The sequence below is a fragment of the Chromobacterium haemolyticum DSM 19808 genome, assembly GCF_000711885.1.
In the GTDB taxonomy this organism is placed as follows: domain Bacteria; phylum Pseudomonadota; class Gammaproteobacteria; order Burkholderiales; family Chromobacteriaceae; genus Chromobacterium; species Chromobacterium haemolyticum.
On record NZ_JONK01000005.1, the window covers coordinates 141230 to 166149 of the forward strand.

At 65.4% G+C, this 24920-nt stretch carries 25 protein-coding genes; 8 read left to right on the top strand and 17 right to left on the bottom strand.

Annotation, left to right across the window (positions count from 1 at the left end):
- Positions 1-1056, top strand: a complete 1056-nt coding sequence (locus BR71_RS04330; RefSeq protein ID WP_244269586.1) for an ABC transporter ATP-binding protein — start codon at positions 1-3, stop codon at positions 1054-1056.
- A 107-nt stretch (positions 1057-1163) separates the two neighbouring features.
- Here BR71_RS04330 and BR71_RS04335 read toward each other — a convergent pair whose 3' ends face one another.
- The 10 genes from BR71_RS04335 to queC all read right to left on the bottom strand — a co-directional run bounded on the left by BR71_RS04335 (position 1164) and on the right by queC (position 8500).
- The gene (locus BR71_RS04335; protein WP_019100409.1) at positions 1164-1676 is read right to left on the bottom strand and encodes a hypothetical protein; all 513 of its coding nucleotides are present in this window, start codon (positions 1674-1676) and stop codon (positions 1164-1166) included.
- Between the two features lie 23 nt (positions 1677-1699).
- Positions 1700-2548 carry a phosphoserine phosphatase SerB gene (gene serB / locus BR71_RS04340; protein ID WP_043633157.1) on the bottom strand — a complete coding sequence of 283 codons (849 nt, stop codon included), beginning with the start codon at positions 2546-2548 and terminating at the stop codon, positions 1700-1702.
- A 60-nt stretch (positions 2549-2608) separates the two neighbouring features.
- Complete coding sequence (locus tag BR71_RS04345; protein ID WP_043633160.1) at positions 2609-3079, bottom strand: DoxX family membrane protein; 471 nt, start codon at positions 3077-3079, stop codon at positions 2609-2611.
- A gap of 267 nt (positions 3080-3346) precedes the next feature.
- Positions 3347-4096 carry an HvfC/BufC N-terminal domain-containing protein gene (locus BR71_RS04350; RefSeq protein WP_043633164.1) on the bottom strand — a complete coding sequence of 250 codons (750 nt, stop codon included), beginning with the start codon at positions 4094-4096 and terminating at the stop codon, positions 3347-3349.
- On the bottom strand, positions 4083-4910 hold the full coding sequence (bufB, locus tag BR71_RS04355) for an MNIO family bufferin maturase (RefSeq protein ID WP_231138311.1): 828 nt from the start codon (positions 4908-4910) through the stop codon (positions 4083-4085). The genes BR71_RS04350 and bufB overlap by 14 nt, the downstream gene beginning before the upstream one ends.
- 48 nt (positions 4911-4958) lie before the next feature.
- A complete protein-coding gene (locus BR71_RS04360; protein ID WP_043590360.1) occupies positions 4959-5234 on the bottom strand; it encodes a BufA1 family periplasmic bufferin-type metallophore in 276 nt (91 codons plus the stop codon).
- A 163-nt stretch (positions 5235-5397) separates the two neighbouring features.
- Positions 5398-5658 carry a BufA1 family periplasmic bufferin-type metallophore gene (locus tag BR71_RS04365; RefSeq protein ID WP_043590359.1) on the bottom strand — a complete coding sequence of 87 codons (261 nt, stop codon included), beginning with the start codon at positions 5656-5658 and terminating at the stop codon, positions 5398-5400.
- Positions 5659-5968: 310 nt separating this feature from the next.
- The gene (gene queE / locus BR71_RS04370; RefSeq protein WP_043633167.1) at positions 5969-6604 is read right to left on the bottom strand and encodes a 7-carboxy-7-deazaguanine synthase; all 636 of its coding nucleotides are present in this window, start codon (positions 6602-6604) and stop codon (positions 5969-5971) included.
- Between the two features lie 176 nt (positions 6605-6780).
- Positions 6781-7800: a 6-pyruvoyl trahydropterin synthase family protein gene (locus BR71_RS25065; protein ID WP_043633170.1), complete on the bottom strand. Its 1020-nt coding sequence runs from the start codon at positions 7798-7800 to the stop codon at positions 6781-6783.
- 1 nt (position 7801) lies between these two features.
- Positions 7802-8500: a 7-cyano-7-deazaguanine synthase QueC gene (gene queC, locus BR71_RS04380; RefSeq protein WP_043590351.1), complete on the bottom strand. Its 699-nt coding sequence runs from the start codon at positions 8498-8500 to the stop codon at positions 7802-7804.
- Between the two features lie 361 nt (positions 8501-8861).
- Here queC and BR71_RS04385 point away from each other — a divergent pair, with 361 nt between their 5' ends.
- Positions 8862-9971 carry a M35 family metalloendopeptidase gene (locus tag BR71_RS04385; protein WP_043590345.1) on the top strand — a complete coding sequence of 370 codons (1110 nt, stop codon included), beginning with the start codon at positions 8862-8864 and terminating at the stop codon, positions 9969-9971.
- 121 nt (positions 9972-10092) lie between these two features.
- Here BR71_RS04385 and dcuC read toward each other — a convergent pair whose 3' ends face one another.
- From dcuC to BR71_RS04420, 7 genes are all read right to left on the bottom strand, one after another.
- Positions 10093-11442, bottom strand: a complete 1350-nt coding sequence (gene dcuC / locus BR71_RS04390) for an anaerobic C4-dicarboxylate transporter DcuC (RefSeq protein WP_043633173.1) — start codon at positions 11440-11442, stop codon at positions 10093-10095.
- A gap of 325 nt (positions 11443-11767) precedes the next feature.
- Positions 11768-12301: a DUF5610 domain-containing protein gene (locus tag BR71_RS04395; protein ID WP_043633181.1), complete on the bottom strand. Its 534-nt coding sequence runs from the start codon at positions 12299-12301 to the stop codon at positions 11768-11770.
- 179 nt (positions 12302-12480) lie between these two features.
- The gene (locus BR71_RS04400; protein WP_052370326.1) at positions 12481-13107 is read right to left on the bottom strand and encodes a DUF5610 domain-containing protein; all 627 of its coding nucleotides are present in this window, start codon (positions 13105-13107) and stop codon (positions 12481-12483) included.
- Positions 13108-13323: 216 nt separating this feature from the next.
- Entirely contained in the window at positions 13324-14400 is a 1077-nt protein-coding gene (gene glpQ / locus BR71_RS04405) for a glycerophosphodiester phosphodiesterase (RefSeq protein WP_043633183.1), read from the bottom strand.
- A 270-nt stretch (positions 14401-14670) separates the two neighbouring features.
- The gene (locus BR71_RS04410; RefSeq protein WP_043633184.1) at positions 14671-15687 is read right to left on the bottom strand and encodes a Gfo/Idh/MocA family oxidoreductase; all 1017 of its coding nucleotides are present in this window, start codon (positions 15685-15687) and stop codon (positions 14671-14673) included.
- A 19-nt stretch (positions 15688-15706) separates the two neighbouring features.
- The gene (iolG, locus tag BR71_RS04415; protein WP_043633186.1) at positions 15707-16702 is read right to left on the bottom strand and encodes an inositol 2-dehydrogenase; all 996 of its coding nucleotides are present in this window, start codon (positions 16700-16702) and stop codon (positions 15707-15709) included.
- Positions 16695-17561 carry a MurR/RpiR family transcriptional regulator gene (locus BR71_RS04420; RefSeq protein ID WP_043633188.1) on the bottom strand — a complete coding sequence of 289 codons (867 nt, stop codon included), beginning with the start codon at positions 17559-17561 and terminating at the stop codon, positions 16695-16697. The genes iolG and BR71_RS04420 overlap by 8 nt, the downstream gene beginning before the upstream one ends.
- A gap of 204 nt (positions 17562-17765) precedes the next feature.
- Between BR71_RS04420 and BR71_RS04425 the strand changes: the two genes are divergently transcribed.
- The 6 genes from BR71_RS04425 to iolD all read left to right on the top strand — a co-directional run bounded on the left by BR71_RS04425 (position 17766) and on the right by iolD (position 24912).
- On the top strand, positions 17766-18809 hold the full coding sequence (locus BR71_RS04425) for a sugar ABC transporter substrate-binding protein (RefSeq protein WP_043633192.1): 1044 nt from the start codon (positions 17766-17768) through the stop codon (positions 18807-18809).
- Positions 18810-18872: 63 nt separating this feature from the next.
- Positions 18873-20018 carry an ABC transporter permease gene (locus BR71_RS04430; RefSeq protein ID WP_019101471.1) on the top strand — a complete coding sequence of 382 codons (1146 nt, stop codon included), beginning with the start codon at positions 18873-18875 and terminating at the stop codon, positions 20016-20018.
- A 62-nt stretch (positions 20019-20080) separates the two neighbouring features.
- Positions 20081-20305: a hypothetical protein gene (locus BR71_RS24450; protein ID WP_162179190.1), complete on the top strand. Its 225-nt coding sequence runs from the start codon at positions 20081-20083 to the stop codon at positions 20303-20305.
- Complete coding sequence (locus tag BR71_RS04440; protein WP_043633201.1) at positions 20292-21086, top strand: ATP-binding cassette domain-containing protein; 795 nt, start codon at positions 20292-20294, stop codon at positions 21084-21086. The genes BR71_RS24450 and BR71_RS04440 overlap by 14 nt, the downstream gene beginning before the upstream one ends.
- Positions 21087-21100: 14 nt before the next feature.
- Entirely contained in the window at positions 21101-23059 is a 1959-nt protein-coding gene (locus BR71_RS04445; protein ID WP_052370327.1) for a bifunctional 5-dehydro-2-deoxygluconokinase/5-dehydro-2-deoxyphosphogluconate aldolase, read from the top strand.
- A complete protein-coding gene (gene iolD / locus BR71_RS04450) occupies positions 23056-24912 on the top strand; it encodes a 3D-(3,5/4)-trihydroxycyclohexane-1,2-dione acylhydrolase (decyclizing) (RefSeq protein WP_052370328.1) in 1857 nt (618 codons plus the stop codon). The genes BR71_RS04445 and iolD overlap by 4 nt, the downstream gene beginning before the upstream one ends.
- Positions 24913-24920: the final 8 nt, after the last annotated feature.

Genomic DNA, 24920 nt, shown 5'->3' on the forward strand with positions numbered 1-24920 from the left:
ATGGATATGCAAGCTTTGCTGGAGTTCGACCTGGTCAGCCAGAAGTACGGCGAGACTCGCGTGGTCGACAATATGAGTTTCGAATTGCAGGCGGGCGAGATCGCTTGCCTGTTGGGCAGCTCCGGCTGCGGCAAAACCACGGTGTTGCGCTGCATTGCCGGTTTCGAGAGCCTGCTGGGCGGGGAGATCCGGCTCAACGGGGAGGTGATCAGTTCTATCCGCGAGCAAGTGCCGGCGCATCAGCGCCGCATTGGCATGGTGTTCCAGGATTACGCGCTGTTCCCGCACCTGACCGTGGCCGGCAATGTCGGCTTCGGCCTGGACGCCTTGCCCAAGAGCCAGCGCGCGGCGCGGGTGCTGGAGGTGTTGGAGGTGGTGGGGCTGGCGGAGTGGGCGCGGCGTTACCCGCACGAGCTGTCCGGCGGCCAACAGCAGCGGGTGGCGCTGGCGCGCGCCTTGGCGCCCAAACCCAGCCTGCTGTTGCTGGACGAGCCGTTTTCCAACCTGGACGTGGATTTGCGCGAACGCCTCTCGCGGGAGGTGCGCGAGATTCTGAAAAGCCAGGGCGCCACCGCCATCATGGTGACCCATGACCAGCACGAGGCCTTCGCCATCGCGGACCGCGTCGGGGTAATGCAGCAGGGCCGGCTATTGCAGTGGGACGCGCCGTACCGGCTTTATCACGAGCCGGCCACCCGTTATGTCGCCGACTTCATCGGCCAGGGCGTGTTCCTGGACGGCAAGGTGACCGGGCCGCGTTGTGTGGAACTGGAGATAGGCGAATTCTGCGGCATTGTGCCCTTGCAGTTCGAAACCGGGGACGAGGTGGATGTGCTGGTGCGGCCCGACGATGTGCAGCACGACGACGCCAGCCCGACGCGAGCCCTGGTCTGCGCCAAGGTGTTCCGCGGGGCGGAGTTCCATTACACGCTGGCGCTGCCGTCCGGCCAGCGGGTGCTGGCTCAGGTGCCCAGCCATCACGACCACGCGGTGGGGGAGGCGATAGGCATCCGGCTGGAACTGGATCATTTGATCGCTTTTCCGCGCCAGGGCTAAGAACCTGTTCAAAGTCTGCTGAGCTTCGTGAGGCGCTCCACGGTGAGTACGGTTTCGTCTCGCCCCTTGCTCGCGAGCTCTTGGCTCGCGAGATCGTAAACACGCTCTTAGCGTTCCAGTATCGCCTTGCGATGGCGGCGGAACACCCACTTCTCCCACAGCAGGCGGGTGGCCTCGTCGAAGGCGCCGGCAATATCGGCGCGGATCAGGTAATTGCCGTTTTCGCCCGGCGTCACCGTGCTGATGCGGGCGGCGAGGAAGAGCAGCAGCGCGGAGTCTGGATTGGGGCATAAGGCCACTAGCACCGGCTCGCTGCCGTGGTTGGCGTGGTCCGAGATCCAGGCGATGCTGTCCAGGCCCAGCCGGCAGGGCGTCAGAGGCGGGCGTTCAGGGTGACGCGACAACAGCGACACTTCCAGCGCCAGATCCAGCTTGGCCTCCAGCCTGACCAGCATCGGGTCCGCCTCGGGCAGGGTTTCTGTGGGCGCGGCCAGCACCCGCAGCGCCAGCCGGGTTTCGCGCTCTTGGCGCGCCGGGCAGATCCCGCCAGGCAGGGGTTGGACCGAGAACGGCAATTCAGCGTCGAAGCTGGCGCTGTCCAGTTCAGGAAATAAGCTCATTGGTCGGCTCCCGCTGTGGCCGTTCAGTGGTACAGGTTCAGGATGCGGTCCAGGCCGCCGTGATTGACGGCGATGTCGGCCTGGGCGCGCACCACCGGCTTGGCGTGCACGGCCACGCCGACGCCGGCTTCGGCCAGCATCTGCAAATCGTTGGCGCCGTCTCCCATCGCCAGCACCTGTTCCGGCTTCAGCCCCAGCGCTTCGCGTTGCTGGATCAGCAAGCGCTTCTTGGCTGCGGCGTCGACGATGGGGCCGCGCACACGGCCGGTCAAGGCGCCGTTTTCGATCTCCAGCTGATTGGCGTAGGCGAAGTCCAGGCCCAGCTCGGCTTTCAGCCTGTCGGTGAAAAAGGTGAAGCCGCCGGACACCAGCATGAACTTGACGCCGTGGCGCTTGCAGGCGGTCAGCAGCGCCTCGGCGCCCGGCATCAACTTGACTCTTTCACGATAGACCTGTTCCAGCGCGCTTTCCGGCAGCCCGCGCAGCAGCGCCACCCGCTCGGTCAGCGAGGCGGCGAAATCCAGTTCGCCGCGCATCGAGCGCTCGGTGATGGCCGCCACCTGCGGCTTGAGGCCATTCATGTCCGCGATTTCGTCTATGCACTCGATGGTGATCAAGGTGGAATCCATATCCGACACCAGCAGGCCGAAATCGGCGAAGCTGCGGCCGGCTTCGACGTAAGCCCCGTCGTACCCCCATTGCTCGCACAGCGCCAGCGCAGCGGCCCGTTGCGCCGGCGCCGCGCCGCGCAGGCGCGCCACGCTGGGGCTGGGATGGTCCATATGGGTGGCCTCGACAAGGTGGGCCAGTTCATGCAGATGATGCGGGTCCAGCGTGTCGGCTTGGATCACCAGGGTATAGGCGAGGCTCATGGCGTGGCGGGTCAATGCGTGTTGGAGCGGACATTATGCCACGCCGCGTTGGCGGCTGGCTCAGTCCCGTGCCGCACAGCGTCCGGCCCAGCGCCGCAGCAGCGCGTCCACGGACAGCAGGCCGGGGCCGAAGGCGAGCACCACGGCGATCAACATGCCCCAGTAGTAATGGAATTCGCGCGTGGCTTCGGTCAGTCCCGGGTAGCTGATCACGGCCACCGCGTTGAGAATGAACAGGCCGGCGGCGGCGAACCGCCCGCCCAGGCCCAGCGCCAGCAGCGCGGACAGGCCCAGTTCGCCTGCGGCGGCCAAGGCCGCGGCGATGGCCGGCGGCAGCAGCGGCACGTGGTATTCCTCGGTGAACAGCAGGATGGTGGTATCCCAGTCGTCTATCTTGGTCAGGCCGGACTTGAAGAACACATTGGCGATCCACAGCCGGAACAGCAGCAAGAGCAGCGGCTGCAGCAGGTCGCCGCCGCGGATCAGCCAGCGGTACGGGGTGCTGAGGCGGGAGCAAGTCAAGGGGTTCATGGCGGGTGTCTCCTGTGTGTTGAGTATGGTTCAGCGGCGGCGCATGGCAAGCCGCGGGCGTGCGTATCCCCTCCATGCCCGCAAGCTTGGATGAGATTCGGTGCTTAGAACCTGTTTACGATCTGCTGCGCTGCGTGGAGCGTTACACGGTGAGTGCGCCTTCGAAATGCTCATGTACCACTCGTACATTCCGCTTTCTCAGCCGTTTTCGCCTTGTCTCGCTCTAGCTCGCGAGATCGTGAACAGGCTCTTAGGGTTTAAGCGTGTTTACAGTGTGACGTCTTGGATCAGGCGCTGCTGGAACAGCCGCAGCAGGCCGGTCTGCAGGTCGAAGTCCGCTTCGGCGACCAGCGCCTGTTCCACCGCGGCCTCCAGCGTTGCGCCGTCGCGAAAGGCCTGTAGCAGCGCGGCCAGGCCGGCGCCGACGATTTCGACCTGAACCCGGCCTTGTAGGCGGTAGATCAGCATCGCCTCCGGCTGGCTGTGCAGGTCCACGTTCAGTTCCACCGGTTGGCGCTGGTGGGCCAGCCAGATCGACGCCGCCGGCCAAGGGCTGAGCAGGGCGGCGACATCGGGCAGCGGCCGCAGCTTGAGTTCGCCCCAGCGCTGTTGCGGGAAGGCGGCGAGCGCGGCGCTGTCGGCCGGCGCGGCGTCGGCGGCGTAGTAGGCGCGGTGAACCCGCCATTCCAGCCGAGCGACGTCGGCCAGATAGGGCAGTTCGCGCGCGTGTTCGAAACCGGCGACGAAGTCGCCGAAGGCGGCGCCGTACAGGTGCAGATTGCCGCTGAGCGACGGGTGGCCGCCGATGAAGACGCGGGCCAGGCCGGTGAAGAAGTCCCCGCCCACCAGTTGGCGGCAGACCGGGTAGATGAAGGCCAGGGTGTCGATCAAGCCCACCCGGTAGTTGTTGCGGTAAACCGCGAGCCCGGCCGGGTTCAGCGCCGGCGCGGTTTCCGCCGAGAGAGACGGATCGGCGATCCGCTCCAGCAGCTCCGCCTGCCAATCAGACCAGTTCATGCGCGGCCTCCAGGATGGCTTGAGCCTTGGCGGCCTCGCCGCGCAAGGTGGCCAGCGGCGGAATCTCCAGGTCCCATTCGATCAAGGTGGGGCGCGGCCCCAGCCGGGCAATGGCCTCGCGGTACAGTTGCCAGACGCCGTCGTGCACTGGCTGGCTGTGGGTGTCCACCAGCATGCCTTCGCGTTCGCTGTAGCCGGCAAGGTGGATTTCGCCTATCGCCGCCGCCGGCAGCGCGTCCAGCACCGCGTCCGTGTCCACACCCAGATTGACGCGGTTGACGTAGAGATTATTGATGTCCAGCAGAATGCCGCAGCCGGTGCGGCGCACCAGTTCCGCCAGGAATTCGCCCTCGTGCATCTCGTTGCCGGGGAATTCCAGATAGCTGGACAGGTTTTCCAGCAGGATGGGGCGGCCCAGCGCGTCCTGGGTTTCCGCGACGTGGCCGGCGATCACCGCCAGCGATTCGCGGGTATAGGGAATGGGCAGCAGGTCGTTGACGAAGCGGCGTTCGGAATGGTTGAAGGACAGGTGTTCCGACACCGCCGCCGGCTGCACGGCGTCCACCAGCCGCTTGAGCGAGGCCAGATGGGCCGGGTCCGGACGCGCGGCCGAGCCCAGGCCCAGGCCGACGCCGTGCAGCGACAGCGGCCAACAGGCGGCCACTTCGCGCAGCATGCTCCAGGGCATGCCGCCGTCGAAGAAGTTCTCGCTGTGCACTTCCACCCAGCCCAGGTCCGGGCGCTTGTCCAGCGCTTCGCGATAGTGCGGGGCGCGCAGGCCGATGCCGCAGACCGCGGGAAGCTTGGTTTCCATCATCATTCCCCTCGGGTCGCCCGCCACGGCGGCAGCCCGGCGGCGCGATCAGGATTGTTTGGGCGGCGGCGTGGTGCGGCCGCCCAGGCTCTCGCATGTGCCCTTGGGCACGTTGTGCCACTCATTGGGATCATTGTCGACCTTGGCTTCGCCGGCGCAATAATGGGCTCCGTCGGCGGACGCGCAGTCGTTCTTGCCGGCCGGGGTGACGCCGTAGCATTTTTCCTTGGGCTGCGGCGCGTCCTCGGCCTGGGCAGAGGCGGCGACGCCCAGCGCGATGACGGCGCCGACGGCGGAGGCAAGCAGTTTGCGAGTGGTGTTCATGTCAGTCTCCTGTGAGGTAGGTGCGGGCCCGCCTTGGAGCGCATTTCCAGGCCGGCGGTTGGCAAACCTCGCTGAGACTACATGAATTTAAAATTCGTTCTTTCAGATTTCGTTCAGACTCCGTCCGGCGCGCGACGAAGGCCGCGCGCCGGACGGATCCGGCTTACTTCTTGGGAGCGGTGCTGCCGCCCATTTTCTCGCAGCTGCCTTTGGCTACGTATTTCCAGTCGCCGGGGTCCTTGTCCATCTTGGCCTGACCGGCGCAGGAGTGCGCGCCGGTGGCGGACGCGCAGTCGTTCTTGCCGGCCTGGGCGATGCCGTAGCATTTCTCTTTATCGGCGGCGGCCGCCGGAGCGGAGGCCAGCGCGCCGAGGGCGACGACGGCGCCGAGAGCGGATGCGATCAGGGTTTTGCTGGTACTCATGGTGTTTCTCCTGTTTAACGGCCGGAGGCCGAATCATGATGGGGTGATTATAAACGAGCCAGTCTGCCGGGCTCTCGCATTGAGAAAGCTTGCCGGGTCCGGACATTCATTAAGTCGGGGTCGTTTCCGGCTTCTTACACTGTAGTCGCGATTTTTTTTATCGCGGCGCCAGATGTGGTCGGCAGTCCTTCCTGGCCATGAGTCGATGTTGGCGAGGCCTTATTACAGCGGAGCGCGATATTTTTTGAGGGAGGAGCGAAGTGGAGCGGGGGAGGCGGATAAAGATTGGGCCCCGAAGGGCCCGGCAAGTTCAGCGGATATTGGTAACTTTATGTGTCTGAACCGACAGCCGCCAGCGCGGGTGCGCCATGCAGTAGGCGATGGCGGCGCGGGTGTTGGCCGCAAGGTTCGGGCCGTCCATGGGCTGCAGATAGAAGGTGTCGAAGTCCAGCTGTTCTACGGTTTCCGGCATCTGGGTCGCCTGCGGGTAGACCAGCTTGAGTTCGTTGCCGCTGCGCAGCAGCAGCTCCGCACCGGCCTTGGGGCTGACGCAGATCCAGTCCAGCCCCGGCGGCGCGGCCACCGTGCCGTTGGTTTCCACCGCCACTTCGAAGCCCCGCTGGTGCAGTTCGGCGATGAGCTGGGCGTCCAGCTGCAGCAGCGGCTCGCCGCCGGTGCACACCACATAGGGCGTGCCGCCCGCGCCGGCCGGCCATTCCGAGGCGATGCGCTCGGCCAGCGCCGCCGCGCTCTTGAACTTGCCGCCGTCCGGACCGACGCCGACGAAGTCGGTGTCGCAGAATTGGCAGACCGCCTTGGCGCGGTCCTCTTCGCGGCCGGACCACAGATTGCAGCCGGCAAAGCGGCAGAACACCGCAGCGCGGCCGGCCTGGCGGCCCTCGCCCTGCAGCGTATAGAAGATTTCCTTGACCGTGTAAGTCGTCACAGTGCGTTCTCTACATGAATGAGGTGGGCTTGGAGCGTGTGCATGATCTTGCGCGCTAAGGCGAGACAAGGCGAAAACGGCTGAGAAAGCGGAGTGCACATACGGTACATGAGCATTTCTGAAGACGTACTCACCGTGTAACGCTCCACGACGCGCAGCGGATCGTAAACAGGTTCTTACAGCAGCGGCCAGCGCATAGCGTCGCGGAACATCAGCGACACGCCGCGCAGCTCTTGCTCCATCAGATCGATGCGCGCCAGTTCCGGCACCAGCGGGGACAGGTGGGCGTGCACCCATTCCGCCACCGAGACGCTGTCGCCGCCGCGCACGCCGCTGAGCTGGTCCAGCGGATTGTGGTCCAGTTGGCGGTAGAGGGGCTTGAAGCGGTCTTTGACGTCGCCGAAGTCCAGCAGCCAGCCCATGGCCTGGTCCAGTTCGCCGCTGAGCATCAGCCGGACCAGGTAGCTGTGACCGGTGTAGGCGCCCTTGTCGTCGAAGGGCCTGGCGCTTTCGAAGCGCTGCTCTTTCCAGATGCGGAAGCGCTGGCCGTCGAACTGGCTGCCGGCGCTATGAGTTTCGCGCACCTCCACCCATGCCAGACCCGGCAGCGTGTCGGCCAGCCGCTGGTGCAGCCACTGCGCCAACACTTCGCTGGTGGGGTTGTCCAGGCCGGCGATGTCGTTGAGGTAGCGGTGATTGAGTTCCAGGAACAACGGCTTCCAGGCGGCTTCCAGCCGCGGGTGGCCGCTTAGCCTGGCGTCGGCGGCCAGGCGCACGCCGAAGCCGTGGCCGTGCAGACGGCCGCATTTGTGGCCAGCCGGCACATGGGGCAGTTGATGGGCGGCTTCGAACTGAACCTGTATCCAATTCAGAGCGGTGTCGCCGTCCAGAGCCACGCCGCGTTGCGGCGAGCTTTGCAGGCTCAGCGTCGCCGGGCAGGGCAGGGCGGCGCGCAGGTGGACGGCTAGCGCCAGATCGTCGCATTGGGCCAGCTGGCGGTTCAGGTCGGCGTAGTCCAGCGGCGCGACGGCGGCGTCCAAAGCCGCCTGCAGTTGTTCGTGGCCGGGGTATTGGGCATCGGCGCGGGCGATGACGCGGAAGCTGTGGCCGTGCGGGCGCGCGGTGAGATCGGACGCGCCGTTCACCTGCCGGGCGGCTTCGAAGCGGGCGCCGGCGATCAAGTTGGAGGTGTGCATCTTAGTCCTCCCGGCGAGTTTGGCAGCGGACGATCAGCGGGTCGGGCACGCCGGCTTCGGCGAAACCCTTGGCGCGCAACTCGCAAGACGCGCAATGGCCGCAAGGCGGCACCTGTCCGTTATAACAGGTGTGGCTCCAGGATAATGCGTCCATCGCGCCAACTTGTTGCGCCAAAGCGACGGTTTCCGCCTTGGACAGATACATCAGCGGCGCGTGCAGCTCCACTCGGCTGTCCATGCCCAGCCGCAAGGCCACTTCCAGCGCCTTGAGGGTGTTTTCGCGGCAATCGGGATAGCCGGAATAATCGGTCTGCGCGACGCCGGCGACCAGGTGGCGCGCGCCGCGGGTATAGGCCAGCGCGGCGGCGAAGGTCAGGAAGATCAGATTGCGGCCGGGCACGAAGGTGTTGGGCAGCGCGTCGTCGTCGCGGGCGCCGTCTTCCGGCGCAATGTCGGCGTCGGTCAGCGCGTTGCCGCCGATGGCGGCGAAGGTGTCGATGGGCAGCACGGTTTGGCGCACGCCGGCGAGCGCGGCGATCTTGCGCGCGCAGTCCAGCTCGACGCGATGGCGCTGGCCGTAGTCGAAGGTCACGGCCTCGACATTGCCATGGCCGAAGGTTTGCAAGGCCCAATACAGGCAGGTGGTGGAGTCCTGGCCGCCGGAAAGGACGACCAGAGCCTTTTCAGGTGTCTGATTCATTGTGTTCGCCATTCGATAAACAGTCGAAGGTTGAGTTGCGGAGCCGGGCGCGGCGCGGGCCTGCCGGCATGTCGCCTGCCTGGATCGGTCTCACCAAGCAGGGCAACCCAATACTTTAACCTAGAACAGGCTGTTTTATGAAGCGTGCCAAAAATCAGACAGCCGCCGATTCTGTGTCGGCAGGGGCGCTTTTCTTGATTGAAATCATGTCTTCGTCATGTAATTAATGACTTTCGCATTCGAAATATGTTTGCGATCCATTTTAATAAACACGTGATGACAAAGGGGTTGGGAGTGCGGGAAGCCTTGCCGGGCCACAAGCGCGGCGGGACTGGCCGGTGGTCCCACCAGGAGAAGATCAATGAAAAAATTGTTGCCGATTCCGTTGTTCGTGATGGCTTTGGGGAGCGGCCTGGTTCAGGCGCATGATCTGCAAGTGAGCGTGGCCAAGCAGCAGGCCTCGGTGGCGGCGGATCAGGATGTCGAGGTGGTGTTGAATTACCGCAATACCGGCAAGGAAACCTTGCGCATCTACAAGTGGTATGTGCCGGGGCAGGAACTGCAGGAACAGATTTTCGAGGTGAGCCGCGACGGCAAGCCGGTGAGCTATCTGGGACCGCGTTACAAGCGCGCTGTGCCCACCATCAAGGATACCGTGGCGCTGGCGCCGGGCGCTTCGCTGAGCGTCAAGGTCAAGGTGTCCGACTACTACGATATGTCGAAAAGCGGCCGTTTCGACGTGCGCTTTCTGGCGGCCAGCTCCCGCGTGTTGAACCGCTCCGCGCCGCAGCTTAACGCCAAGATCGCCTCCGGCGCGGACGCCGCGGTGGCCGACGAAGTATTGAGTTCCAACACCGCCAGCGTGTCGGTGGCCGGCCGCACCAGCAAGCTGCTGAAGCAGTCGCTGGACGCGCAACGCGAATGGTCCATTCTCAGCCGCAAGGCCGCCGCTTCCAGCGTCACTTACGCGGCCAATTGCTCGGTGACCCAGCAAAGCCAGACCAACGGCGGGGTCAGCGCGGCCATCAATATGGCCAACGATTCGGTCAGCTATTTGTCCGGTTCCCCGTCCGGGACTCCGCGCTACACCACATGGTTCGGCAATTACACGTTGGCCAACTGGAACACCGCCAAGTCCCACTACGTCAGCATCAAGGACGCGCTGGACACCAAACCGATCAGCATCGATTGCGGTTGCACCCAGGCCGGCACTTACGCCTACGTCTATCCTGCGCAACCGTACAAGATCTATCTGTGCGGCGCTTTCTGGACCGCGCCGACCAGCGGCACCGACTCCAAGGGCGGCACCCTGGTGCATGAGTTGTCTCACTTCACCGTGGTGGCGGGCACCAGCGATCACGTCTATGGTCAGACCGGCGCCAAGAACCTGGCCAAAACCAACCCGACCCAGGCCTTGAACAACGCGGACAGCCACGAATACTTCGCCGAAAACACCCCGGCTCAGCAGTAAGCTTTCCCTTGAGCAATGAGAAACGGCCGCCCGCGGGCGGCCGTCTTGTCTTTGTCGGGCGATGGGTTTAACGGCGTTTCAACGCCGTATCGCCGACGGGCAGCAGACTTTGAACAAGTTCTCAGGCCGGCACCAGCGCCAGCGTGCCCAGCACCACAATCACCAGGCCGACGATCACCGGCACCGAGGTGCGCTTGACGATCTCGAACGGCGACACCTGGCCCATGCCGGCGCAGGCTACCACCACGCCGGACACCGGCGACACGGTGCGGCCCAGATTGGACGCCTGAAGCATGGGGATGGCGAGGAAGGCGGGGTTGATGCCGGCTTCGGCCGCCAGCTTGGGGATTAGCTCCACAAAGGCGTAGAAGGGGGCGTTGCCGGAACCGGTGGTCAGCGCCGCCAGCGTGGTGATCGCCACCAGCACCAGCATCAACACCATGGCGCCGGAGCCGAAGGACTGCGCCAGGCCGATCAACTGATTGATGAAGCCCAGCGCGGACAGACCGTGGGCGAACACGCCAGCGGCCACGATCAGCATCACCACGCTGCTGAAGGCGTCGCCCATGCCTTTGTAAGCCACTTCCAGTCCGGCGAACACCGGCGCGGCGCGGCGATGGCGCAGGAACTCCACCAGCGCGGCCAGCGCGATACACAGGATCAATACGGTGACGATGTGCAGTTCCGGAGCCTGTTTGCCGTTGAACACCAGCACGCCGGCAATCGGCGTGAACGGCAGCAGGCAGTACAGCGCCGGCGCGTCGGTGACGATTTCGTGCACGTCCTGGCGCGTCAGCGGCAGGTTTTCCTTGCGGTCCAGGTAGCGCTGCCAGAAGAAGTGGGCGCAGCCTATGCCGGTGATGGCCAGCAGGGAAATGGGCAGCGTGGTCTTGAAGGCGAAGTCGATCAGCGGCATGCCGGAGGCTTGGGCGGCGATCACCACGTCACCGGAGGTGGGCGACAAGATCAACGCCGCCGGCGACGCGCAGATGGCCGCGGCCGCGCCGCGGCTGATGCCCATGTTCACCATGAGCGGGAACAAGGTGGCCATCAGCAATACGCCCAGGCCGGTGGCGGAAGACACCGCCAGCGACAGCAGACAGGCGACGAAGTAAGCCGCCACCATCAGCACGTAAGGGGACTTGATGCGGCTGAGCGGCTTGGAGGCCAGTTTGACCACCATGTCGTTGGCGCCGATATGGGTCATATAGCCGGCGAAGCCGCACAGCGCCATCACCATCAGGCCCAGGTCCGCGGCGCGGCTGCTGAGCAGGGATTTGACGAACTCGGCGATGTCGGTGGCGGCGTGACCGGTGGCGGCCACGTTTTTGGGCAATACCGGCAAGCCTTGCAAGGCGGTGGCGACCAGCAGCGCCAGGCCGCCCAGCATCAGCACGCCGGTGGCGGAGTAGCCTTTGAAAATAGCCCGGCCCACCAGCAGCGTGACTATCGTGCCTATCAGTAATTCCATATCCAGCTCAATGTAAATAACAAAATTATAATTTACTAAAAAATATGAATGAGCATATTTTTAGATGAATCAAGATTGATATGGGGCAAGAACGCGGCGCGCGGCTGTGCTTGGCAAAGATGGAAGAGGGGAGCTTGGTGTTTGCAGAAGGTGTGGGGCGTGCAGGGGTGAGCAACCCCCTAAGAACCTGTTTACGATCTGCTGCGCTTCGTGAAGCGTTGCGCGGTGAGTGCAAGCTCAAAATGCTCATGCACCGTGCGCACACTCCGCTTTTTCAGCCGCTTTCGCCTTGTCTCGCCTTAGCCCGAGAGATCGTAAGCACCTTTTAAGTCTCTTTCTGGACCGGGGGCTGACCGAAATTGATCAGCGCCACCGTCACCTGCTCTTTGGCCGAGACCAGGTCGTGGTAAGCGACATGAAGCATATTCATGCTTTCCAGCACCTGATGAGTTTCATTGAAGCCGCACTCCAGGCTTTGCCGCGCGACGGCCAGGAAGATGAACAGCTGTTGCATCGGCGATTGTTTGGGGTGTTGCTGCCGGTAGAGGGCGAACAGCTGGTAGAAGTCGCGCATGATCCGTTCCGCCGCGTAGCAGGGGTTGTGTTCCAGCCCCAGGCCGGTCAGCAGGTCCTTGCCCATTAGCGGCAGGTCCAGCGCGCAGCTGAGCGGGTCCATCACCGCGTGGTGGAATAAGTCCAGAAATTGCTTGTCGGCGGAAAAACGGCTGTCGGCGACGGGATTGGCCGAGGCGGGGGCGGGCTCGCGCTGGCGGCCGTGTTTTCCGCCATGCTCCTGTTGCGAGAGCGAGTGTCCGGCGGAACGGCCGGCCTGGGTCAGGGTAACAGGCAGGATGGGCATGACGGTCTCCTTGCGAGCATGCCGCCGGTCTGGCTGGCGGCGTTCGGCCGGAAACGCAGTCTGGGTCTGATTCGTTTCCCCGGCCATGCCTTATTTTCGGCAGGGCCGGCGGAAACTTTATTTTTAATTTAACAATATACGAAGTTTAAACAAATTATTGATTAAGACGCCGCTATCCATCAGCCGGCGTTGGAGTCGCTCTGTTGCTGGGGCTTCATGCTGGCGACGAAATCGTCGAAGCCTTTATTGACCAGATCGCGGGTTTTCTTGACCTCGTCGGCGATATTGCCGTTGAACACCTTGAGGCCGTTGAGGACGTCCACGGCCTCGGCATAGCCTTTTTCGAAGCCGCCGCGCACGATGTCGACGAAATTCTTGGCCTGCTCTTCCTGGCTCAGTTCCGGATGCTGCTTGGCGTAGGTGCTGAAGAAGCTGAGCGCGCCGGACAAGATGCGCTGGGACGTGCCTTCCGGCGAATTGTCCTCGCTCAACTTCTGCTGCAGGATGTTGGGCGTTTGCTGAGCGCCCTGGGCGCTTTGCGTGTTGTCGGCCCCGCTGCTGCCGCCGGCGGCGTTCAGTTGATCGGAGAGGATCTGATTGATGCTGTCGATCGCGGTGCGGTAGAGCAGGGACAGCGATTTGCCGTCGGTGTTGGTGGAAACGTCCAGATTGGCCACCAGTTGCGCGTTCAATTGATTGCGCGCGGTAGCGGAGCTGCTGCCTGTTGGCGCTGTGGCGGCGCTTTGGCCGCTTTGTTTCAGCGGCAGGTCGGCCCCGCTCTGGCCGTTCAAGGGATTAATGGACATGTTGCGCTCCTAAGCGATAAAGGGCGTGTAGGCACGGAAGCCATGCAGGCTTGTTGTTTGTCGCGCCAATGGGCGCAACGATGCGGAGGGATGCCAGTCCCTCAGTATGGCCATATTTTCGGCGCGGTCGGCGGAAACTTGAGGCTTATTTCGGTGTGTGCGATCGGCGGATTCTGGTTTTGAAAGCCGGCGGCCGCCGGCTTCCGGAGCCGCCGCTTAACGATGCTGTTTTTGACGGCGCAGGAAATTGACCGCCAGGTCCGGGAAGTCGCTGAAGGCGCCGTCCACCTGGGCGCGGTTGTACACCGCGTCCAGCAACTGGTCCATATTCTTGGCGTAGGCCGGCAGCGCGTCCTTGCGCAGGGTGTAGGGGTGGATCGCCAGGCCGTTGGCGTGCGCGGCGCGGCTCATGCCGGTGAGCTTGATCTTGCCCGGCGTCGAGACCTTGTCTATCAGCATCGGGTATTGCGGGCCGATGCCGTCGGCGTACTTGGCGATTTCCTTCATGCCTTCCGGACGGAACATCCAGTCATAGCTGTAGTTCACCCACTGGCCGGCGGCGTTCTGCTCGAAGGTTTCCTGCCAGTCGGTATAGGCGATCAGTTGCACCAGTTTGAGGTCCATGCCGGCCTTGGGCATCAACTCGGTCTTGATGCGCTTGAGTTCGTTGAAGTCGAAGCACTGCAGATAGACCTTGTCGTTCTTGCCGGTGTAGCCGTAGCGCTTCAGCACTTCCAGCGCCTTCACCGTGATGTCCTTGCCTTCCTGGCGGTGGAACCACGGCGCCTTGATCTCCGGGTACAGGCCGATGTCGCGGCCGGTGGAGTGGTTCAGGCCCTGGATGAATTCGATTTCCTCTTCAAAAGTGTGGATGCGGAAATCGGACTTGCCCATCGGGAAGCGGCCGGGGTAGGTCTGTCGCTTGACGCCCTTGTCGATGTCGAAGCCTTCGGTGAAGCGCAGCGATTTGATCTCGGCCAGGGTGAAGTCGATCGCGTAATAGCGGCCGTCCTTGCGCGCGCGCTCGGGAAAGCGTTCGGCCACGTCGGTGACGCGGTCCAGGTAATGATCGTGCAGCACGATCAGCCTGTCGTCCTTGGTCATTACCAGGTCTTGCTCCAGATAATCCGCCCCTTGGGCGTAGGCCAGCGCCTTGGACGGCAGCGTGTGTTCCGGCAGGTAGCCGCTGGCTCCGCGGTGGGCGATGACGATTTTGTCGGCGGCCTGGGCGGACGCGGCCAGGCCGATGGCCAGCGCGACGGCGGCGAGCAGGGGTTTGCAAGCGAATGACATGGATTCTCCTTTATATATAAGTTCGCAACGGACGTTGGCGCGACGCCATGATGGGATGCTCGGATGTCGGCGTGATGAAATCCGGTCAGTCCATCGGCATCGCCATGGTTTTGTTTTGATGAAAAGGAGTAGGACGATAGGGTATCGCCGCGCCGGCGACAAGCCCCTCCGGCGCGGTAGTTTTGAAGATGTTCACGCCCTTGCGGCGACCGCGAGGCAAGCGGTTTTTAACGCCGTATCGCTGAAGCGCAGCAGACCTTGAGCAGGTTCTTACAACTCCACCGCCTGCCGGGTCCTCAAGGCCTCGGTAATGGCCAGGCCGATGCGGGTGGCTTCGCGGGCGTCGGCCAGGCTCAGGGCCAGCGGCTGGTCCAGGCGCGCGGCATCGACGAAATGCTGCAACTCCAGCGCGAAGGCTTCAGCGAAACGCTGATAAAAGTCCGTTACGCACTCGTTGCGCACGCCGTGGCGGTCGCTGATCTCCACGCGGTTGGCGCGCGGGTTGGCGCCCACGCTCAGCCGGCCCTGGGTGGCGAAGATCTCGGTCAGCGTCTCGTGGCCGTGCGCCTGAGTGCGCGAGGCGTAGAAGCAAGCCAGCTTGCCGCCCTCGAACTCGCACATCGCCACGCCGTTGTCCACATCGCCGTATTGCGCCAACGCGCCGTGCACCGCGTTGACGCCGCTGGCCCACACCCGCAGCGGGCGCGGCGCGCCCAGCAGCCAGCGCGCCAGGTCGATGTCGTGGATGCTGCAATCCATGAAAATGCCGCCGCTGCTGGGCGCGAACTGCACGAAGAAGCCGCTGTCGTCGTTGAGGTCGCAAGTCTGCGAGCGCACCAGATAGGGCTGGCCCACCAGGCCTTGCGCCAGTTTGGCGGCGGCGTCCTGGTAACTGGGGTCGAAACGGCGGACGAAACCCACCATGGCCTTGAGTTCCGGGTGGCGGGCGGCGGCGCGCTCCACCCGCAGGCAATCGTCCAGGTTCAGCGCCAGCGGTTTTTCGCAGAACACATGTTTGCCGGCGTCCAGGCAGGCGATGATCTGCTCGGCGTGGAGGGCGGTGGGCGTGGCCAGCAGCACCGCGTCCAGCCCCGGTTCGGCCAGCAGGCCCTCCAGCGCGGCGTGGCCGGCGGCGTCGGGCAGCTCCCGCCGTGCCCAGTCCAGTTCCTCTCGCAGCGGCGAGCAGACGCCGATCACGCGCGCGCCGGCGATGCGATCGCGCAGATTGAGCGCGTGGCGGCGGCCCAGCCGGCCCAGGCCGGCGACGCCGAGGTTCAATGTAGACATGACAAGCCCCCCGGTTGAGTTAGACCTGATCCAGTTCGACAACCCGGCCCAGCCGCCAGGAGCGGGTGGCGGCGTCAGCCAGCTCCAGCGCGCGCACGCCGTCTTCCACCGTGGTGCGCGGCGCGGCGCCGTCGCGCATCACCTCCAGGAAGTGAGCCATCTCGGCGGCGTAGGCTTGGCGGTAGCGTTCCAGAAAGAAGGGCTCGGGCAGGTCTGAGGCCACGGCGCGCTCGCCGTAGGCGGTGACCTCGGTGGGGCTGTGGTTGCCGGCTTGCAGCATGCCGCGGCTGCCCAGCACTTCAAAGCGCTGGTCGTAGCCGTAGGCGGCGCGGCGGCTGGTGTTGATCTGGCACAGCCGGCCCTGGCGGGTGCGCAGCGTCACCGCCGTGCTGTCGGCGTCGCCGGCGGCGGCGATGGCCGGGTCGCTCAGCGCGCTGGCGCTGGCGTGCACGCTGACGACTTCGTCGTCCAGGATCCAGCGGCAGATGTCGAAGTCGTGGATCAGCATGTCCTTGAAGATGCCGCCTGAGCGGCGGATATAGTCCAGCGGCGGCGCGCCGGGGTCTCGGCTGGTGACGATGAGCATTTCCGGCGCGCCGATTTCGCCGGCTGCCAGCCGGGCCTTGAGCGCCGCGAACGTGGGGTCGTAGCGGCGCTGGAAGCCGATCAGGCAGGGCACGCCGGCCGTCGCCACCGCCCGCGCGCACTGGCGCGCGCGTTCCAGTTCCAGGTCCACCGGTTTTTCGCAGAAGATGGCTTTGCCGCGCGCGGCGGCGGCCAGGATCAGCTCGGCGTGGGTGTCGGTGCTGGAGGCGATGACCACGGCGCGGACTGCCGGATCGTCCAGCGCCTGTTCCGCGGAGCAGGCCTCGGCGCCGTGGACGGCGGCCAGTTCCCGCGCCGCCGGCGCATGGCTGTCCACCACGTATTTGAGCCGCATGCCCGGCAGGCGGGCGAGGTTGGCGGCGTGGATCTTGCCGATGCGGCCGGCCCCGAACAGCGCTGTGTCAATCATCGTATCCTCCAGTCTCCTTGGTTTCTTCTATGTTCAGCTCCAGCCGGCAGGCCAGCGCGATGAACAGCGCCTGGCACAGACAGATGGTGCTGGTCAGCGAACGGAAGGCGAAGGCGGAGCCTTCCCGGACCGTCAATACCGCGTCGGCCCCGCGCGCCAGTGGGCTGAGCTGGCTGTCGGTGATCACCAACTGCTTGGCCTTGTGCTGTGCCGCCACCCGCGCGCAATAGCGGCTTTCCTTGCCGTAGGGCTGGAAGCTGATGGCGATCAGCACGTCTTTTTCTCCAATGCTGCGGATCTGCTGCGGAAACATGCCGCCCAGGCCGGATAGCAAATGCACTTTTTTGGCGGTGTGCTGTAAGGCGTAGGCGATGTAGGAGGCGATGGGAAACATGCGCCGCACCCCGGCCACGTAGATGTTGTCGGCGTTCAATAGCAGCTCCACCGCTGCTTCCAGCTGCGCCTCGTCCAGCGAGGCGTCCAGCTCTTGCAGCCCTTGTTGGCAGGCGGCGATGAAGTCGCGGGTCATGCCGCCGGCTGAGCGCTGCTCGTCGCGGTTGGCGATCAGGCTCTGGATGCGCTGCCGGTAATTGGGTTGCGGCGCGCCCTTTGGCGTAAATGCGTCACGAAACAGCGCCTGCATGTCGGAAAAGCCGGCGAAGCCGAAGCGCTGGGCGAAGCGGACGATGGCGGAGGGCTGCACCTCGCAAGCCTGAGCGATGTCGGTAATGCGTTGCAGCATCAGCGTGCCCCGATGCTGCTCCACGTAAGCGGCAATTACTTTCAACTGCTTGCTCAGCGTGTCGTATTCGGCTGCGATGCGCTGCATCAATTCCTCCGCGGGGGCGGTATTGGCCATGAGCGGGCTTTCCTAAGGTTTTGGCCAGTATACGTTTTGTCCTTGTTTTCGAAAATAATTTTCTATTGAAAAACAATTTTGGAAAATTATTTGCAGAGTAGAGCGAAAGCTCTTAAGGTGATTTCACGCCCGGCGCCGACTGCGTCCGCGGCCGACACCATAGCGGGCTCCACGATGGGCCGGCGGAGAATAAGGAGGAGAGAGATGCAGCAGCGATCCTGGACTTGCAAGTGGAAGCGGGCTCTGCCCGCGGCGGCGCTGGCGCTTTGCGCGCTGGCTCAAGCCGCGCAGGCGGCCGACGCCCGCCTGGTACTGATCAGCCACGCGCCGGATTCCGACGCCTGGTGGAACACCATCAAGAACGCCATCAAGCAGGCCGGCGAGGATTTCAACGTGCAGGTGGATTACCGCAATCCGCCCAACGGCGACCTGGCCGACATGGCGCGGCTGATCGAGCAGGCGGCGGCGCGGCGTTACGACGGCGTGATCGCCAGCATTGCCGATTACGACGTGCTGAAGCGGCCGCTGGGCCAGGTGGTGGCCAAGAAAATCCCGCTGATTACCATCAATTCCGGCACCGTAAAGCAAAGCGAAAGCCTGGGCGCGGCCCTGCACGTCGGCCAGCCGGAATACGACGCCGGCTTCGATTCCGGCAAGCAGGCCAAGGCCGCGGGCATCAAGACCTTTCTCTGCGTCAACCATTACGCCACCAACCCGGCCTCTTTCGAGCGCTGCAAGGGCTTCGCCGACGCCATCGGCGCCGATGTGCGCAAATCCACGCTGGACGCCGGCGACGACCCCACCGGCATCGAGAGCAAGGTCAGCGCCTATCTGCGCAACAACCCCGGCACACAAGCGATGCTGACTTTGGGGCCAACCTCGGCCAGCCCCTCGATCAAGGCGGTGAAGAAGATGGGCCTGGCCGGCAAGCTTTACTTCGCCACCTTCGATCTGTCCGAGGACATCTCCAAGGCGATCAAGGACGGCACCATCAAGTTCGCCATCGACCAGCAGCCCTATCTGCAGGGCTATATCCCGGTAGCGGCCTTGGCCATCATGAAACGCGACAAGACCACGGACCCGGCCAAGGTGGAAGCCGCGCTCAAGGCCAGCCCCAAGTTCCAGGCCAGGCTGAAGGAGTACGGGCTGGCGCCCCTCTACAAGGGCCGCCACATCAACTCCGGCCCCGGTTTCGTCACCAAGGACAATATCGCCAAGGTGGAGAAGTACGCCGGGCAGTACCGCTAGCCGCCGTTTTCCGATGGATCTGACGCCCGGCGCCGCGACGGTTCCGAGGTGAGGAGCATAGCAATGAGCATGAGCAAGGCCAGCCCGGGCAAGGCCGCGGGCATCCGTATGGCGCCGCCCGGCGACGATGAAAGAGTGCGGCGGCTGTCGCTGTTCGATCGGCTGATGGGCCGGCCGGAATTCGCCGCCGTCGCCGGCGCGGTGCTGGTGTTCGTGGTGTTCGGCGTGGGCGCAGGCGGTTCCGGCATGTTCGCGGTGGACGGCATCGTCAACTGGTCGCAGGTGGCGGCCTATCTCGGCATCATCGCCATCGGCGCCTGCCTGCTGATGATAGCCGGCGAGTTCGATCTGAGCCTGGGCTCGATGATAGGCTTCGCCGGCATGATGGTGGCGATTCCGCCGCTGTACTTCGGCTGGCCGTTCTGGCTGGCCATCCTGTTCGCCTTCGCCGGCTCGCTGGCGGTGGGTTGGCTCAACGGCTATCTGGTGCTCAAGACCCGGTTGCCGTCCTTCATCGTCACCCTGGCGTTTCTCTTCATCCTGCGCGGCCTGACGCTGGCGCTGTCCATCCTGTTCGCCAACCGCACCATCGTCAGCGGCGTCGGCGACCTGGCGGCGGCGGACCCGCTGGCGCAATGGCTGTTCGTCGGCCATGTCGGCGCCGGCCTGTTCCACTGGCTGGCCGGCATCGGCGCCATCGCCTCCCTGCCGGACGGCGGCGCGGCGGCGGCCGGCGTGCCCAAGGTGCTGCTGTGGTGGCTGGGGCTGGCGGGGATTGCGGCCTTTGTGCTGGCGCGCACCCGGATCGGCAACTGGATCTTCGCCGCCGGCGGCGACGCCAACGCGGCCAAGAACGTGGGGGTGCCGGTCAAGCAGGTGAAGATAGGCCTGTTCATGTTCACCGCCTTTTGCGCCTGCTTGTTCGCGGTGCTGCAAGTGTGCGACGTGGGCTCCGCCGCCGCCGACCGCGGCCTGCAAAAGGAGTTCGAGGCCATCATCGCCGCGGTGATAGGCGGCTGTCTGCTCACCGGCGGCTACGGCTCGGTGGTGGGCGCCTGCGTCGGCGCGCTGATCTTCGGCGTGGTGCAGATCGGCATTACCTACACCAATATCAACTCCGACTGGTTCCGCGTCTTCCTCGGCCTGATGCTGCTGATGGCGGTGTTGTTCAATCACTATGTCAGACGCCGTGTGACGGAGGCCAAATGAGAGCCGGCCCTCGATCCGCTGCGCGTCATCGATACGGCGTTGGAAACCGCTTCGAAATGCTCATGTACCAACCGTACATTCCGCTTTCTCAGCCGTTTTCGCCTTGTCTCGCTCTAGCTCGCGAGCTCGTGAACCGGCTCTGGGTCACAACCGGCAAAATCCCTGCGGCCGCGTTGCGCTTCCTTGCCGTACTCGATGCACTGTCCGCGTCGGCGCGCCTTGCCGCGGCCGCAGCCCCGAACAACCCTGGCCAGCGGCCGCAAGGAGTCGAATATGAAATCGCGTGACGACTACATCCTGGAGCTGGATCAGGTCAGCAAGACCTTCGGCTCGGTGATCGCCTTGCAGAAGGTGGATCTGCAACTGCGCCGCGGCGAGGTGCATTGCCTGCTGGGCGACAACGGCGCCGGCAAGTCCACGCTGATCAAGACCCTGGCCGGCGTGCACCGGCCCAGCGGCGGCGAATACCGGGTGGACGGACAGCCGGTGCACTTCGAATCGCCGCGCCAGGCGCTGGATTTGGGTATTGCCACCGTCTACCAGGATCTGGCCCTGGTGCCGCTGATGTCGGTGGCGCGCAATTTCTTCCTGGGGCGGGAGCCATTGAAGAAGTGGCTGGGCTTGCTGCCGGTGCTGGACCTGGAACTGGCCGGCGAAGTGGCGCGCGACAAGCTGGCGGAAATGGGCATCCACATCCGCGATCCCCACCAGGCGATAGGCACTTTGTCCGGCGGCGAAAAGCAATGCCTGGCCATCGCCCGCGCCATTCACTTCGGCGCGAGGGTGCTGATCCTGGACGAGCCCACCGCCGCGCTGGGCGTCAAGCAGAGCGTCAATGTGCTCAAGCTGATTTCCAAGGCGCGCGAGAAGGGCATCTCGGTGATTTTCATCACCCACAACGTCAACCACGCTTATCCGATAGGCGACCGCTTCACCCTGCTCAACCGCGGCCGCTCGCTGGGCACTTACGCCAAGGACTCGGTCAGCAAGGAGGAAGTGCTGGACATGATGGCCGGCGGAGCGGAAATGCAGAAACTGATGGCCGAGCTGGACGGCGTCCATATCTGAAAGGTAGATCTAGCATGCAAAACACCACCCGTTTCGCCAGCGGCCGCGACCGCGACCTGGTCTGCCTGGGCCGGCTGGCGGTGGATCTGTACGCGCAGCAGTTGGGCGCGCCGCTGGAAGACGCGGCCAGCTTCGCCAAATACCTGGGCGGCTCCTCCGCCAACATCGCCTTCGGCGCGGCCCGGCTGGGCTTGAAGTCGGCGATGCTGTCCCGCGTCGGCGACGAACAGATGGGCCGCTTCCTGCTCAACACCCTGCGCGCCGAAGGCTGCGATGTCAGCCAGGTGAGGGTGGACCCGGAGCGGCTGACCGGCCTGACCCTGCTGGGCATCAAGGATCGCGACGCTTTTCCCTTGCTGTTTTACCGCGAAAACTGCGCCGACATGGCGCTCAGCGCCGATGACATCGACGAGGGCTTTATCGCAGGCAGCCGGGCTTTGCTGATCACCGGCACCCATTTGTCACGGCCCGGAGTGGAGGCGGCCAGCCGCCGCGCACTGCAATACGCGCGCCGCCACGACGCGCGCACGGTGCTGGACATCGACTACCGGCCGGTGCTGTGGGGCCTGGCCGGCCGCGGCGACGGCGAAACCCGCTACATCGCCAGCGCCGAGGTCAGCGCCCATTTGCAGAGCCTGCTCTCCGAGTTCGACCTCATCGTCGGCACTGTGGAGGAGTTCCTGATCGCCGGCGGCGAGGCCGAGCTGATGCCGGCCTTGGCCCGAGTGCGCGCGCTGAGCCAGGCGGTGCTGGTGGTCAAGCTGGGGCCCTTGGGTTGCGCGGTGATTCCCGGCGAAGTGCCGGCGCGCATCGAGGACGCCTTCAGCGTGGCCGGCGCGGAAGTGGACGTGATGAATGTATTGGGCGCCGGCGACGCCTTCCTGGCCGGTTTCCTGTCCGTCTGGCTGCGCGGCGGCGACTACGCAGAATGCTGCCGCCGAGCCAATGCCTGCGGCGCGCTGGTGGTGTCGCGCCACGGTTGCGCGCCGGCGATGCCGACCCCGGCCGAGCTGGAGCGCTTTCTCGCCGCGCCGACGCGGCGGCCGGGCGAGGACGCGGCCCTGAGCCGGCTGCACCGGGTCAGCGCGGCGCGGCCGCGTTGGGACGAGTTGTGCGTGTTCGCCTTCGACCATCGCAGTCAGTTCTTTGAGCTGGTGCGCGCGGCGGGCGCGGACGAGGCGCGGCTGCCGCGTTTGAAACAGCTGCTGGTGCAAGCGGTGGCCGGCGTGGAGCAGCGCTTGGGCCTGCGCGGGCGGGTGGGGGTGCTGATAGACGAGCGCTACGGCGCCGACGCGCTGTACGCCGCCACCGGCCGCGGTTGGTGGGTGGGCCGGCCGGTGGAGCTGCCAGGGTCCAATCCGCTGGTGTTCGAGCAAGGCCGAGCGATGGCCGGCGCGCTGGCCGCCTGGCCGCGCGAGCACGTGATCAAATGCCTGGTCCAGTACCACCCGGACGATGCGCTGGACAACCGGCTGGAACAGGAAGCGCAGATCCGCGCGCTCTACGACGCCGCCCAGGCCAGCGGACACGAACTGTTGCTGGAAATCATTCCGCCCAAGGATTTGCCGCGCGCGGACGACACCGTCTACCGCGCGCTCAAGCGCTTGTACAACCTGGGCATCTATCCGGACTGGTGGAAGCTGGAGCCGCCCGCCGCCGCGCAGTGGCCGGCGCTGGACGCGCTGATCGCCGAGCGCGACCCCTATTGCCGAGGCGTGGTGCTGCTGGGCTTGAACGCGCCCTTGGACGCGCTGCGCCGGGGCTTTGCCGCCGCGCGCGCCAGCCGCAGTTGCCGCGGCTTCATGGTGGGGCGCAGCCTGTTTCAGCGGCCGGCCGAGCGCTGGCTTGCGGGCGAGATCGACGACGCCGGCCTGGTGGCCGAGGCCGGAGCCCGATTCACTGAGCTGGTGGCGGTCTGGCGCGAGGAACGCGGCACGGCCGGCCGCGCGCTCAGCGAGGAGGGCGCGCGATGAGCACGATTCGCTTAACCATGGCCCAGGCGCTGGTGCGCTACCTGGCCGCGCAGCGGGTGGAGCTGGACGGCGAGGAGCTGCCGCTGTTCGCCGGGGTGTGGGCCATCTTCGGCCACGGCAACGTCGCCGGCCTGGGCGAGGCGCTGCAGCAGGCCGGCGACAGCCTGCCCACCTGGCGTGCCCACAATGAGCAAGGCATGGCTCATGCGGCCATCGCCTACGCCAAAGCCCATTTCCGCCGCCGGATGATGGCGGTGACCAGCTCCATCGGCCCCGGCGCCACCAACTTGGTCACCGCCGCGGCGCTGGCCCACGTCAACCGGCTGCCGCTGCTGCTCTTGCCCGGCGATGTGTTCGTGTCGCGCGCGCCGGACCCGGTGCTGCAGCAATTGGAAGCGCCGCAGGATGGCACCTTGTCGGTCAACGACTGCCTGCGGCCGGTGTCGCGCTATTTCGACCGCATCGTCCACCCGGCGCAGCTGCTCACGGCATTGCCGCGCGCGCTGGCGGTGCTGACCGACCCGGCGCAGTGCGGGCCGGCCACGCTGGCGCTGCCGCAGGACGTGCAGACCATGGCTTGGGACTATCCGACGGACTGGTTCCGGCCGAGGCGGTGGCGCATCGCCGCGCCGCCGCCGGAAACGGATGCGCTGGAGCGGGCTGCGCGGGCGCTGGCCGCCGCGCGGCGGCCGCTGATCGTGGCCGGCGGCGGCGTGCTCTACAGCGTCGGCGGCGCGGCGGCCTTGCGCGCCTTCGCCGAGCGCCACGGCGCGCCGGTGGCCGAAACCCAGGCCGGCAAGAGCGCCTTGCCCTGGGACCACCCGCTGCAACTGGGCGCGATCGGCGTCACCGGCTCGCCGGCCGCCAACCGGCTGGCGGAACAGGCAGATCTGGTGCTGGCCCTGGGCACCCGCTTGCAGGATTTCAGCACCGGCTCCGGGCAGTTGTTTCGTCAGGCGCGGCTGCTCAGCGTCAACGTCAACGTGCTGGACGGGATCAAGGCCGACGCCTTGGCTTTGACCGGCGACGCCGCCTTGTGCCTGGAGGCGCTGTCGGCGCGGCTGGACGGCTGGCGCGCAGACGCCGGCTGGAGCGCCGAGGCGCGCGCGCTGGCCGAGGACTGGCGCGCGGAGACGGCGCGCGTCACCGGCCAGCGACAGCCTCACGGCCTGCCTTACGATGGCGAGGTGATCGGCGCCGTGCAGCGCCACCCCGGCTCCGAGCGCGACGATATCGTGGTCTGCGCCGCCGGCACCCTGCCGGCAGAACTGCACAAGCTGTGGCGCGCGGCGACGCCGGGCGGCTACCACCTGGAATACGGCTATTCCTGCATGGGCTATGAAATCGCCGGCGGTTTGGGCGTGAAGATGGCGCGGCCGGAGCGCGAAGTCATCGTGATGGTGGGGGACGGCAGTTATCTGATGATGAACAGCGAATTGGCGACCTCGGTCATGCTGGACCGGAAGCTGATCGTGGTGGTGCTGGACAACCGAGGCTACGGCTGCATCAACCGCTTGCAGCAAGCCTGCGGGGGCGCGCCGTTCAACAATCTGCTGGAGGACTGCCGCCAGGGCCGCCACGGCGCGCCGAGGGTGGACTTTGCCGCTCACGCGCGTGCTTTGGGAGCCGAGGCCGAGCGTGTGGCCGACATCGCCGGCCTGGAGGCGGCGCTGGTCCGTGCCCGCGCCGCCGAGCGCAGCTATCTGATCGTGATCGACACCGATCCGGCGCGCACCACCGAGGCCGGCGGCTGCTGGTGGGAGGTGGCGGTGCCGGAGGTGTCGGAACGGGCCGAGGTCCGCGCCGCGCGCCAGGCTTATGAAGACCGGCTGCGCCGGCGTCAATACGAATAGCGGGGAAC